Genomic DNA, 12,230 nt, shown 5'->3' on the forward strand with positions numbered 1-12,230 from the left:
GGAAGAAGGGTTGATCGACTCATTTCCGGCGTCAGATCCCGTAAGTGTGACGCAGCCTAGCAAGTCCAGATTCGGAGCTCGCTAACCGCAAACTCTCTCGAAGGCTCGGCGCAGTGCATTTATCAGCTGAAGGGTGTCCAATGACTTCGCTGCGCAAAACTATCCTGGCATTAACTGCCGGAACCGGCGCTCTAGTCCTGACGTCCTTGACCGCTTCGGCGGGGATCGTTTGTTCGGAAAACGTGTGCTGGCACACACCGGATCAGTACAGCTACCCGCTGGACGCGAGGATCGTCATTCACGACGATAGTTGGCCTGCCGACCCGCATGTCGTCTTCCGCGAACATGAGGGACGAGGTTATTGGAAGGGCGACGAATGGGTGACTTGGTAACAAGTCTGCAACAGCCGTGAGAAATGGCCTTCGCTTGGTGAACGAGCTCCGAGTTGAGAGGGCTGATAGATCGCTAGCCTCGCCGAACGCTTTCAACACCACCGCGTCGGAGAATTCACCGACGGACGGATCTCCGGTGCGACTGCCGAAGTCTTTCCAAATGGCCTGCGGGCGTAAATACGCTCCACATCCGCCTTATGATCGGAGATCCCACGCCACGTTCTGCGCGTCAGTTGCTTACGCTGTCAGCGCATCGTGGAAATCCGTGCCGAAGCGCCCTCGTGTAAGTCCGCGCTGGCAACATAATTGAACATTATCAGCCGCGCGATGAGACCCTGTTTGTATCGGTAACTGCGTTTTTTGGGGCAGCCCTGCCGTTGTTCCACTTTAAACTCTCGAACCGGAGGCAAGCTGGTTGCCCAAACCGTTGCAACGTCCTCGGAACGGGAGGCGTTGCTCGAGGCTGTAAAATTCGGTTGCGTTCCGCCGGATGATATCCAGGTAACCGAACTGATGACTAAGTAGTAATGACCGTCGCTTGGATGATGTCATTATATGTCGGACTGATGCCTAGTCTTCGTCAATTTGCTATCAGCTTTGTTGCCCGCCCTTTCAGCAAGACGCGGGCAGCTATCTGCCTTTTCGCGAATAAGCTTGATCTTGGGCCATCGTAGACAACGCGCATCCGGCCGGATCGTCGGCCCCCCAGCGTGACACTTGCCTGGCGGCTGTCGTTCAGCTGCAAAGACTCTTGTCTCAATGCCTTTGTGATCGCGAGGCAAAGCAGTTTTGCTTTCGAACTATATTTCCTTGTTGTCGCATGCGCCCATTGTGATCAGCGGTATAGGCCCCACTTCCAACGAGCGTCTAGAAAATTATTTTAGGTTCGTTCCCGAAAAGGAAACACCATGTCCAATACACCGATCACTCCCACTGAACATCCGGGTGAGGCCAAACCGGTCGCTCAGGACAACACGCGCAATACCAAACCTTTGCCAGAGGCTCCAAAGCAGAAATATCCTGTCATTGTTTGGTGAAAGGGGAAGCCCGACGTGTGCCCGGGTTTCTTTTTCCGGCAAGTTGTCATGTCATGTAGTCGCGCTTCTCTGCCGGGGTGCGCTTTTCAGAGCTCCTTTTAAAAACTCCAGCTCGAGCGCCTGACGGCCGACCAACCGCTCGAGCGCGGCGATCCGCGCTTCGTATTCCTGGACCAGATCTGCAGCGCGCGCGTCGTCGTCCAGCGCGCCGGTCTCGTACTTTCGACCCAGATGCGGATCAGGTTACGCGAAAGGTCGTGGCGCTTGGCCAGGCCGTGAAGCGTCTCGCCACTCAGAAACTCCTGAGCGACTTGGCGCTTAAACTCAACGCTGTGGGATCGGTGTCTCGGCATGGGCTTTTCTCCAAAAGCCCGGCCACCCGGTCAATCCAACTCTGCTTACCCGTCCGGCACCAGGGACCAACTCCATTACGGGGTCAACTTTGCATACGATGACGTAATTGCGGTCGACACTCGCGGCAGAAAGGTTCGCTATCTTGAGCCCTCACTCAGGATCGAATCGGAGGGTTACCATGAAGCAGTATGTTGGGCTCGACGTCTCGCAAAAGGAAACCTCGGTGTGCGTTGTCGACGAGGCAGGACAGATTGTCTTCGAGGGAAAGGCAAAATCTGATCCGAACACCTTAACTGAACTGCTGCGCAAACGAGCTCCATATGCGGAACGCGTCGGCTTCGAGACCGGCGCGATGTCGGGTTGGCTATGGCACGAACTCCGACGGGTGGATCTCCCCGTGGTTTGCATCGACGCGCGGCATGCCCACGCGGCGCTCTCAGTGCGAATGAACAAAAGCGATCAAAATGACGCGCGCGGCCTTGCTGAACTGGTTCGGAGTGGCTGGTACCGTGAAGTCAAGGTCAAGAGCGAGGAGAGCCAAAAAATTCGCGCCATTCTCGTTGCTCGATCTCGCCTCGTCAGCATTCGCATGGACATAGAGAACCAGGTCCGCAGCTTGGTCAAGGAATACGGGTTACTGCTTCCGAGAGCCATCGCGCTTCCGTTCAGAAGGAAAATTATCGAGCTGCTGGGCGGAGAGCATCAGCTCAGTGCCGTCATCGAGCCACTACTGGCGATCCACGAACAGGTTTGTCAGCAGCAAGGAAAGCTTGATAACCAAGTGCGTCAGTTGGCAAAGTCCGACGCAACAACGCTTCGCCTGATGACGGTTCCTGGTGTCGGCGTAGTGACGGCGTTGACATTCCGCCACACCATCGACGACCCATCCCGCTTTCGATCAGCCTCCACGGTCGGTGCCTATCTGGGACTCACGCCGCGCCGTCATCAATCCGGCGAGACCGACACGAATGGCAAAATCTCACGATGGGGCGATCGGCTTCTCCGAACCTACCTATTCGAGGCGGCTACCGTTCTGCTTTATCGAACGAAGAAATGGTGCTCTCTCAAGGCTTGGGGGATGAAGCTCGCGAAGCGGATCGGCATGAAGAAGGCGAAGGTGGCCATCGCGCGCAAGATCGCTATCATCCTTCATTGCATCTGGGTTGACGGCACTTCCTTTGAGTGGGGGCAGGTCAGCGCCGCCTGATCGATATCAGCAAGTTCCTGACCCGGTTCACCGGGCCAGCGATGTCCCGCTGGGACGGTGGTTGAGACGACCTCGTTCATTCGGCTGGTGGCGCCTCGTCGCACTCCGCTGCAAACGTTGAGACGTCCGACCCGGACATCATCATGAGGCGCTCTGCGACCTCGGAAAGGACCGTGACCCCAGTGCCGACATCTCAAGGAAGCTTGACAACATCACGCAATTAAAGGGCCGAATGACATCCTAAAACCATAGCCAGCCTGAGCTCCCTTGCGCTTGAATACGACGCCCGTGCGCTGGTCATTGAAGAGCGGCTTACCCACACCTGACACCACATTCGGTTCGGACTTTAGAGAGAGAGAGAGAGAGAGAGAGATGATACCTGAGATTGGCTCTGAATGGATCGCGCGCGATGGTCGTAAGATGCGTGTGGACGAGGTGATAATACCCGTCGATCCGGACGCGATGCCATGGTGCAAAATGACCGTATTGAACCCCGGCGAGAGGATGCGTCGCCACACCGAAATGTCGGTGTCGAACTTCGGCAAACAAGCCAACATCGGATTTTTGAGGCCGCTTCCATGACAGATACCGAGCGAACGCTCGCAACTGCGGTGAACTCGCCGACGATGCGAAGGACCTGCCTTCGAAGAACCGCTACAGACGCATGCCTGGCTCGCACTTGCCGAGGAGCAAGACTGGCTAGATGGACAGTTGCCAACTCATAAATAGAAAATCCCGCCCGAGCAATGCATTAAGCGTATGGCGGCACTTCGACGAGTGTCCCAATCAAACGGAGCAATGCCTGCTGTTCTGGACCTTTCCCACTCCGTAGGAATTCTCCCAGTTCAATATGCGACAACCGTCCGCCGGATGGGGAATTAGGCTGGTGAATGATAAAGGCATGCCCGTCTGTCGGCTCGCGACCTAAGTACCAGGAATCGCCATTTGGGCTTCGATATAGTTCGCGGCGTTCTGTCATGACTTGCCTCCTCCTGTCTTGAGGTCAGTCTATCACAGGGGGCGCGGGGAAAGGCTTTCGGACTGGACTCTACAAGACCAAGCGACGGCCCCGGCAGCCTGCAAATGCCGAGACCGCCACAGGCGGGGTGCCATGGGCAACACCCCCAATAGCCAAACCCCCAACTGGCATAAGGTTACTCTTCCAAATCAGGATTATTTACATCGCCCCTAAGAATATTGGTGCAGCCTTCCGCGACGGGGCGTCTGCCCACCAAACTCGACCATAATACCTTCTTTTCTTTTGTGCGGCTCTAGTTTTGATCGGTGGGACTGCCCATATAGTTATTATTGCCAGCAACGCTATCCAACCGGCACTGGCGACAGAGAGACGCTCCTGTGCTCCCGCCCACAAAGGGAGCAAGCTATGTACGCCATGGTCTATCCGATTCATCTTCAGAGAAGCTCGGAGCGCAGATGGGCAAATCGCGTCGCCCGTGAGATACCCGTCCGAAGATCGCGCCCCGAAGGGACTGATACCTGCGCTTGTGGGAATACCGTAACAGCACCCATGAACTCGCGATATTCGCCTCATATCGTCACCAACGAATGGTACTGCACTAAGTGCAACGCCAGATGGACGACCGAAGCATCCATTCCGTGCGGCTAACGCGTCAAGCCTTCCTTTTAGTCAGGCTTTTTCGCCACAAAGCCGCATAATGACGGTGCTTACATCGTTATCAGCGCTCGCCCTCGCTTCGCAGTCCAGGCCTCTGCATTTATCGGTGACTGAGAGCGTTGCGCTTCCGTCTCCTGCCAAAAAAGGAGCCACGCCATGCAGACTCGATCTCGCTTTCTACCGAATCCAAAATCGCTCTATCAACGTCTCAACGATGAAGCTCAGCGTCTGCGTAAAGAGGCGCGCGGTACTCAGCTCGGCGTTGAGCGAGAGCGGCTAATCCGAGAGGCACGCCAGGCTGAAACAGCGTCGCACATCGACCAGTGGCTGTCGTCCCCAGGCCTTCGGGCGCCGACATAATGAGCAAATCACACCTACATTTGGGCAAGCACGAAACGCCTGATTCTTTATTTGCAGTGCTTGTGATGCTACTCAGTCTCTCCGTCTTCACCGGGCGCGGCACGCCACCTAAACCCGGCGAGAATGCGCCGAGTAGCCCAACGCAGACGCAATTGCAGAGATGGGCTTAACCGCCGTGTCCACCGCGGTAGAACTCGACGGGCCGCATCGGTCAATAAAAGGAGAGCAGCGATTGGGAAGCCTATCATTAACGATATGTCTCTGTATGCGGCGTGCTAGGGTGATGGCAGCCAGCAGCCAACCACATTAAAGGAGGTGCCTAAGTGATAGGCCAGATTGCATTTGTGTCTATTACAGCGGGCCTTGCATGCACCTTCGCGGTATTTGCTCACTTCAGGCACAAGCGGGTTTTGCTCACTGTACAACAAGACGCTTCGCCGGTTTTCCTTGATCTATTGGTTGAGGGTGGCCTCTGGGGTGCAAGTGTTCTTTTTGGTGTTTCGGGGGCGATATACTTGGCTTTCTGCGCTTCGAGATATTGGGTGAGTTACTAGAGGACGTGAGATATCGCCGCGCGTCTTTTGGTTTGGGCTCAGACACCCCAGCCCCCTTGCGACCGCTTTGGCCTGTCGGCCTGACGGTATTCAAGTGGGTGATTTCCTCCTGACGGATCACGCGCGAGAATGCTTGCGTCGCAAGGACTCCCTGTTAATCACACCCCCACGGCAGGGCCGCATGAACCCGTCGGAGCAGCGACCATGTTGTTGATCTCAATAAGATGATTCCTAGGCCTCGCATCGGCCAAATGGGTCATCAGGACGCACCGCAACGCAGCCGCTAGAAAGGTTCGCATGCTCGTCGATTTATCTTGTGGTGTTGGTGGATAGGCCTAGGCTTGATAAGCCGTGTTGGCGCTATAGAGCGACCCGGTAGTACGGCCCGACACGCCTGCTCTCACGAGTGACCGCGTGTCGGGCTGTTGCTCTAGCTGAAGTGCTCGCCGTCAGGGCGGCCCGCGAGAAAGGTTCGCACAGTCATCGAATTACCTTGTGATGCTGGTGGATAGGCCTAGGGTGGATATCCGTATTGGCGCTGTAGAGCCGATCCGGTATGGCTCCCGGTGCGCCACTTCCCAGGAAAACGTGCCGGGGCCTATCTCGAGCGGTATTCAACTGAGAAGTCGGTCTTCGGTTTTTGCGCCTCAGTTGCCCAAGCTGTCCAAACATAAAGAGCGGTGACATCGATCGCATCCGTCGCTTGCACCAGGTTAGGCTTGGTGCCTTTCCTCTTCTCGTTGAACCACTTCACTGTTCCAGTTGCGATTTGTAATCTCCAAGATACGCAAAAGCGTGTTCGCTCGCACGACCTCCGTGCAAGCTTGATCCGAGTTCAGCGCTATGGTCACTTAGGGAAAATACAAGGGGCTGGTCCACATTTGGCACCCTGCGTTATGAGGAAAGACTCAGAACAAATGAATAGCTATTGGACCAGAAAGGGCGCACGCTCATGGAATGTCGCCGCAAACGCAATTTCTCGTGCAGGCCTTTAATGCCGCAAAAGGCGATCAGTTGAAGCCAGACAGGCCGATTGTGTGTCGATCAGCTGAGGGCGCCCGTCGAACCGCGCAGAGGCTCGCACTGTCTAAGGCAGGCGTCGTTGCTTTTTCCATAACCTCTGATGATGAAACCGGTGACTATGACGAGAAGCCGGCGATCTTTTATCGGGAAGGACAGATCCCCGACGAATTTAGTGAGATGCCATGATGGGCACGCTGTAGGTGCTATTTTCTGAGAACGGATTACCAGATCTTCCGATAATCCTGATCGAGCCGCATCGAAATCAGGAAGGGCTTTGGCGCATCAAGTTCTGCTACGCCGACGATGAGCCGCTCTCCATGAGTTCGGCTCAAGCTTCGGCGCTGGCCGGTAACCTTCATCAAATGGGCGAGGCCCAGTTGGCCGACGAGATCAACGACGCAGTGCGAAGCGCGAAGCGCTACTGCTTGATGTGAATGTGCTGTTAAACGAGGCGCGTTATCAACGAGTGGAGAGAGGCAAAGGCGCGCTGGGCACAATGGAACAAAGGCTCGCGGAGAGGTTAACGGAAAACCGCAACCGATCCCGCGTACAACCGTATCTACCGGTAACGCTCGCGGCGTCGAGCATTCGTCTACCCGAAGTGCGACTCCCTTCCCGGCTCGATGACTCCCACGGAAGGCCAGAGCTGGATCGCCGGCAGCGATTTGAAGCCGCCGAAATAACCGGAACGGAGACGCTCCTGCACATTGGTGCCGGCCTTCAGCCACAGCGCTTTTCGAAAACCGCCGCCAATTTAAATCACGCTGTAAGGAACCGGGCATAACGGCGATCGTTGGCGTCATCATCGCCCGACCTTTGGCAGCATCGGTGACTGAGAGCAGCGCGCGCTCCCGCCTGAAGTGGAGCGAGCTATGTGCAAGACATGCGAGGACCTCCGTTGGCAGATTGCCGCCGTTCGCGCACTTTCAACGGAGCTGACGGACCCGTCCAGCATTGTCCTCAACAAGGCCGACATCAAAGCGCTCGAAGAAAACCTGACTAAAGCAATAGCGAACCACTATCCTGACGCAAAGTAGGCCCGCGACGAGCTCAAGTGCACCTGCGGATACTTGGGAGCACCGCGACATCACTTCTGCGAGACTTGCTGGGCTTTGCTGGTCTAAGGCACTAACAAAAACGGAACGAACCTACATATCAAGCTGACGGTCCTATCCCCTAGAACCACCGCACGGTCCCGCACCTTTTGCCTCGCAAGAGCCCCTGCGGGACAGTGCGCCGCCCGTCGCAGAAAGCCAGGAACCGCCATGGACGCCCCGCACAACGCCCAGATCATAGTCCGCGCCAATCAACTATGGGAAGAGGCCGGCAGTCCTGAAGGGCGTACCGAAGAGTTCTATGCTCGGGCCGAAGAGGAGCTGCGCGAGCAAGAAGGATTCGATCCGATGCGCACGCTAGATAATCCTAAAGATGACCACTAGCCCCACTTTTACCTGAAGCATCGTGACGCGGGTATCCACATCCCTAATCTTAAGGGCTGACGCATACGCTATCCTATGCGCATAGAAGGCTCACTCACTCGCAATGGGGTGGCCTTTTGTGTGGGGTTAGTCGCTAGGAGTACAACGGGAACGACGATAATCTGCGCCCTTTCATGCGCAGGTTCCGCCATGCCGAACAATAGGCCAGCCACTTAACAAATGAACGGTGCGGTTCCTTGCCGCCGCTCTTTTTTGAGGCGTGTGGCGTGCTCTTCGATACTACCTGCTTAAAAAGATGTTTCCCAAATCGGCTGAGAAGTTCGAGCTGTCCGTAACGTTCATCTCTAAAGTCAGCGAAGTATCTAGATTTTCACGTATCTGACTTCCGAAACCCAATCGAAGAAGAACAACAATATGCCCGTTCCATTAAAAGCCATCATCGACTTGCTCAGTAGCGGAAGCCGCCTCAATCCCGTCGACAAACACTCGTGGCTGTGATTGGCGCACGACTAGATAGAGATGGAGCACGAGGTAGAGCGGCGGCGTGCGGCACGCATTCGTGAAACGGCTACTAGCCCCGCTTTTACCTCTGATACCCTAAGAGTACATACCCTTCCGAACCAGTCGGACTTAAATGCCCCTAGCTTGCTTCCAGGGTACATCGCGCAAAGTTACTGCAGATACTCGTAATCCTCTCATGGCTTGAAGAGATCTCGCAAGCTCCGCTATTCACCCGCTCATCGTTCTGTCCCGCCTAGTCAGGAAGCTCTTATACTGAGGAATCCCAGCCCTTCATATGTTTGAACAATGCCTGGCGCCGCTGTTCGGGCATGCCGGGCCCGTATTCTATGAAGTCCTGCACGGTCTTCTTGAAGTCCTGTGCCGGCGTCTCGCCGCCCAGCGTCAGGTGGCCGTACTGCGCGACGATGTCGTTCACGCACACATCGATCTCATCCATCTTCGATGGTCCTCTCAGCTGTCACACTCATATGGCGACCGCGCGCCTACATAGCTAGATCCGCTATTCACAGCTTGATTTTCCACTTAGCCAGGCATTTCGGACAGATGTAGACCTTCCTGATGCTCGTCGGCAGCAGCGTGTCCTTCCACATCGTCCGACCAGGTTACCGACCATACGTTTTATCTTCTGGGGATCACCCCACTCGTGCACGCACTCATATTCGCGCACGCGCCTCAGTATCCAGCCGATCATCCCAACTCCTCGAGAGCCGCTTCCCTCTTAAGAGAGCAGCGCCTTGTATCAAGGGGATACGGAATGCTCTTAAGGAATGGCAGAGATACTACTATCGCATGGGGGCGATCATCTTCCTACGTGTTTCAGAGGCCAAGAGCCTCGGCGGCACAAGACCTGCTGCCCGCTGGAGCCCAACTCGCCCGGCATGAAGCAGCGGCGGTGACACTAGCAGCAACGGCGCCGCGTGGATTAGAGCCGCGGACTAGCTCTTAGGTTGTTCTGAAGCGTCCCGAGCAACCGCTCATCGGCCTAATCGGTGTTCGGATGAGGACCACAAGCAGGGACGCGATCAACCGATCCTGCTGCCGCGATCAATGGGCGGCCATTGAGATGCGACGTTCGCCGAAGTACGGTCGTCGTCACTCCAAGCCGTCGAAAGTTCTCCATTTCTTTTTTGCCAAACGCTTTAGTACGGCATACTGACGAAAGAACGCTCGGCTCTGACGGGCTGGAATCCCCACCCAGCGCTCTCCGGCCGGAATGTCGCACATGACTCCGCTCGCACCTCCGATCTGGGCTTTTGAGCCAATCGTGACGTGGGGGGCGATCGCCGCATGACCGCCAACGGCGACAAAATCACCGATAGTCGTCGATCCCGCTATGCCGACCTGGGCTGCAATCACGCAATGCGCGCCGATCTTCACGTTGTGCGCCACTTGAACGAGGTTATCGAGTTTTGTTCCTTCGCCGATAACCGTCGCCCGCATCGATCCGCGATCGATCGTGGTGTTGGCTCCAACTTCCACATCATTTTTGATTATTACGCCGCCGACTTGGGGAACTTTGACCCACTTTCCTCCGAGAAACGTGAACCCAAAGCCATCTTGGCCAATGGAGGTGCCGGGATGAATAATAACGCGGTCGCCAACAACGGCGTGCGCAACCGTGACGTTGGCTCCGAGATAGCAATTCCGCCCGATCCTGACACTTGGTCCAATTACTGCATTCGATCCAATACAGGTGAAGTCGCCGATGCGCGCGTTTGGACCAATGGATGCACCCGGATCAATCGTGACGTCATACCCTACAATGGCTGACGCATGGATGTTCGCTTTCGGTGATATTCCGTCTGTCCCAAAATTCGACGCGGGAATTGTTGCATGTGGATAGAGGAGCGCGAGCACTTGCGCATAGATCGCATAAGGATGCGGCGTTACAAACGAAAAGGTTCCTGCCGGAACGAGCTCACTGAATCGGGGGGATATCAGGCACGCGCTTGCTCGAGTTACTTTTAGCTCCTCAATATATTTGGCATCGTCCATATAGCAGAGTTCGCCAACACCAGCCGTCGCAAGCGTGCCCGCGGCCGATATAGCAAAATCATCGGTGACAAACGATAAACCGGCAAGGGCAGCGATTCGACTTGCGGCCACGCTGTGGTTCGCCACGAAGAAGGTCTCGCTCGACATGGCAATCTCCATCGTTCTGCTGCGGCGCAGCCGATGTGCTTCCTAATGACATGGGATCGTTTCAGGTCAGCAAGACCACCATTCGTTTGACCCGAGGGGCCGCCGCGCTCAAGCTCGTCGCTCGGGGCGTTTGCTACTTCTTGCGAGCCTTGGCAGCGTCGGATTGCATAAGCCCCTTCAAGCTAGGAGCTGCCGCGATCACCTTCTGCTTTTCTTTCTTCGGCTTCTTTGCTTCGCGATTCCCGCGTTGTTCACCTTTGGCCATGGTTCATTCCTCCGGCCCGAAGTGGGCCTGACATTACACTAGCACGGACCGGCGCATATGTTGCAGTATTCTAGTCGCTATCGCCGTGGGTATCCCGGAACTCCGCTAGCCCGGTGAAGGGACGTCGTTCAGACCTACCAATCGAAGCCCGAGAAATTAGTTTCTCTCATCCACTATGGCTGCTGTGGCTGCGCATACGGCGTCGCTCTGGTGTGCTTAAGGCGATGCCGGTTGCCTTGCGTCGGGATAGTCCACGGACATCGCGCATGTGGCAAGAACTATATTTCCTATCATCGTCCGGCCCCATTGCGATCAGACGTTCACTCCCTACTTCCTAGAGAGGGTCCGGAATAGAAGTCAAACCCACCTTTCGCGAAAGGTTCGAGAGCGGAGGTTGGCTTTTCAATTCAGGCAGCATTCGCGACTGTTTGGTTCAGCCGATTGCTCCCCCTCTATTCTTTTCTTTGGCCTCGTGATTCTGGGCGCCGTCATTTGGCGCTGGTGACTTGGATGGATCTCGCGATCGAGAGTTGCGCAGGTAACCTATCGAGCGCAAACGAGATTGGAGGCGTTATGGCCGTCACATCCCGTAGAGACTCCGTCGTTTTCAAACATAGCTTCTGCATCGAAGGCATCGATCGGCCGTTTCCACCCGGTACCTATGAGGTAGTAACCGACGAGGAGGAAATCCAAGGTTTGTCGTTCCTGGCGTTCCGCCGGATAGCAACGTCCTTCAGAGCGACCGATTCGCGCAGAGCACGTTTAACGACCGAGTCGTTCGATATTGATCCAGATGATCTGAAAGAAGCCTTGCGAATAGACGCTGTAGTCTAGCTTCGCGATGGCTTGTCCGGAAAGCGGACGGCCCTAAACGGCTGAGAATTTACCGGAGTTGTTAGATCATGAATCGCGATAATGAAGTTAGCCCCGGCGGTGTGCCCCCAGTCAGGAACGCACCAGACATCGAGAAGCTGCTAAAGGTCCATGATTTGGTGGCTGAGTTGAGCCATTGGAATGGTGATGACCAAGTGGTGTTCCGATCCACCTCAGATGGCAGCGTGCTGCGTTTCTATTGTTTTCGATCACCCGAGGCCGGAATCCTTGAGATAGATCTCAGCGACTAGCATTAGATAGGCGATAGCGGTTCGCTGTACGCTTGATCGCCTAATAACGGATGGAGGACGCTTTGGGCGATAAGGTTCGTACATTCGTAGACTTTTGGATTCAGTCTCACATCCGTGCCGAGGGTTATCAGGCGAAAGGGGACACCAGGCTCGCTAGGGCGCTTGCTCGCAAGTG

9 protein-coding genes and 1 pseudogene are annotated in these 12,230 nt (G+C 55.7%); 6 read left to right on the top strand and 4 right to left on the bottom strand.

Features of this window, described 5'->3' with window-relative positions:
• Window positions 1-1,300 precede the first annotated feature (1,300 nt).
• Complete coding sequence (locus tag NWI01_RS20155) at window positions 1,301-1,429, top strand: hypothetical protein (protein WP_283809266.1); 129 nt, start codon at window positions 1,301-1,303, stop codon at window positions 1,427-1,429.
• A gap of 51 nt (window positions 1,430-1,480) precedes the next feature.
• Here the strand turns inward: NWI01_RS20155 and NWI01_RS19920 are convergent.
• Window positions 1,481-1,782, bottom strand: a pseudogene (locus tag NWI01_RS19920) (transposase).
• Between the two features lie 179 nt (window positions 1,783-1,961).
• Between NWI01_RS19920 and NWI01_RS17800 the strand changes: the two are divergent.
• The 4 genes from NWI01_RS17800 to NWI01_RS17835 all read left to right on the top strand — a co-directional run bounded on the left by NWI01_RS17800 (window position 1,962) and on the right by NWI01_RS17835 (window position 8,002).
• Window positions 1,962-2,990: an IS110 family transposase gene (locus NWI01_RS17800; protein ID WP_141385293.1), complete on the top strand. Its 1,029-nt coding sequence runs from the start codon at window positions 1,962-1,964 to the stop codon at window positions 2,988-2,990.
• A gap of 372 nt (window positions 2,991-3,362) precedes the next feature.
• On the top strand, window positions 3,363-3,572 hold the full coding sequence (locus NWI01_RS17805; RefSeq protein WP_210243010.1) for a hypothetical protein: 210 nt from the start codon (window positions 3,363-3,365) through the stop codon (window positions 3,570-3,572).
• Window positions 3,573-6,497: 2,925 nt separating this feature from the next.
• On the top strand, window positions 6,498-6,749 hold the full coding sequence (locus NWI01_RS17825; protein ID WP_141385297.1) for a hypothetical protein: 252 nt from the start codon (window positions 6,498-6,500) through the stop codon (window positions 6,747-6,749).
• A 1,079-nt stretch (window positions 6,750-7,828) separates the two neighbouring features.
• Complete coding sequence (locus tag NWI01_RS17835) at window positions 7,829-8,002, top strand: DUF2934 domain-containing protein (protein WP_141385298.1); 174 nt, start codon at window positions 7,829-7,831, stop codon at window positions 8,000-8,002.
• Between the two features lie 769 nt (window positions 8,003-8,771).
• Here the strand turns inward: NWI01_RS17835 and NWI01_RS17840 are convergent.
• From NWI01_RS17840 to NWI01_RS20160, 3 genes are all read right to left on the bottom strand, one after another.
• Window positions 8,772-8,960, bottom strand: a complete 189-nt coding sequence (locus NWI01_RS17840; RefSeq protein ID WP_141385299.1) for a hypothetical protein — start codon at window positions 8,958-8,960, stop codon at window positions 8,772-8,774.
• Window positions 8,961-9,616: 656 nt separating this feature from the next.
• Window positions 9,617-10,666 (bottom strand): UDP-3-O-(3-hydroxymyristoyl)glucosamine N-acyltransferase, encoded by a 1,050-nt coding sequence (lpxD, locus tag NWI01_RS17845; protein WP_141385300.1) that lies wholly within the window; start codon window positions 10,664-10,666, stop codon window positions 9,617-9,619.
• 133 nt (window positions 10,667-10,799) lie between these two features.
• Window positions 10,800-10,931, bottom strand: a complete 132-nt coding sequence (locus tag NWI01_RS20160) for a hypothetical protein (RefSeq protein ID WP_283809267.1) — start codon at window positions 10,929-10,931, stop codon at window positions 10,800-10,802.
• A gap of 573 nt (window positions 10,932-11,504) precedes the next feature.
• Here NWI01_RS20160 and NWI01_RS17850 point away from each other — a divergent pair.
• Window positions 11,505-11,765, top strand: a complete 261-nt coding sequence (locus NWI01_RS17850) for a hypothetical protein (protein WP_141385301.1) — start codon at window positions 11,505-11,507, stop codon at window positions 11,763-11,765.
• The last annotated feature ends 465 nt before the right edge of the window (window positions 11,766-12,230 follow it).

The organism is Nitrobacter winogradskyi, assembly GCF_006539545.1.
Taxonomy (GTDB): Bacteria; Pseudomonadota; Alphaproteobacteria; order Rhizobiales; family Xanthobacteraceae; genus Nitrobacter; species Nitrobacter winogradskyi_A.

Bases quoted from the DNA above. Each gene is read 5' to 3' on its own strand.
- NWI01_RS20155 (WP_283809266.1), top strand. From the start codon at position 1,301: ATGTCCAATACACCGATCACTCCCACTGAACATCCGGGTGAGGCCAAA.
- NWI01_RS17800 (WP_141385293.1), top strand. From the start codon at position 1,962: ATGAAGCAGTATGTTGGGCTCGACGTCTCGCAAAAGGAAACCTCGGTG.
- NWI01_RS17805 (WP_210243010.1), top strand. From the start codon at position 3,363: ATGATACCTGAGATTGGCTCTGAATGGATCGCGCGCGATGGTCGTAAG.
- NWI01_RS17825 (WP_141385297.1), top strand. From the start codon at position 6,498: ATGTCGCCGCAAACGCAATTTCTCGTGCAGGCCTTTAATGCCGCAAAA.
- NWI01_RS17835 (WP_141385298.1), top strand. From the start codon at position 7,829: ATGGACGCCCCGCACAACGCCCAGATCATAGTCCGCGCCAATCAACTA.
- NWI01_RS17840 (WP_141385299.1), bottom strand. From the start codon at position 8,960: ATGGATGAGATCGATGTGTGCGTGAACGACATCGTCGCGCAGTACGGC.
- lpxD (WP_141385300.1), bottom strand. From the start codon at position 10,666: ATGTCGAGCGAGACCTTCTTCGTGGCGAACCACAGCGTGGCCGCAAGT.
- NWI01_RS20160 (WP_283809267.1), bottom strand. From the start codon at position 10,931: ATGGCCAAAGGTGAACAACGCGGGAATCGCGAAGCAAAGAAGCCGAAG.
- NWI01_RS17850 (WP_141385301.1), top strand. From the start codon at position 11,505: ATGGCCGTCACATCCCGTAGAGACTCCGTCGTTTTCAAACATAGCTTC.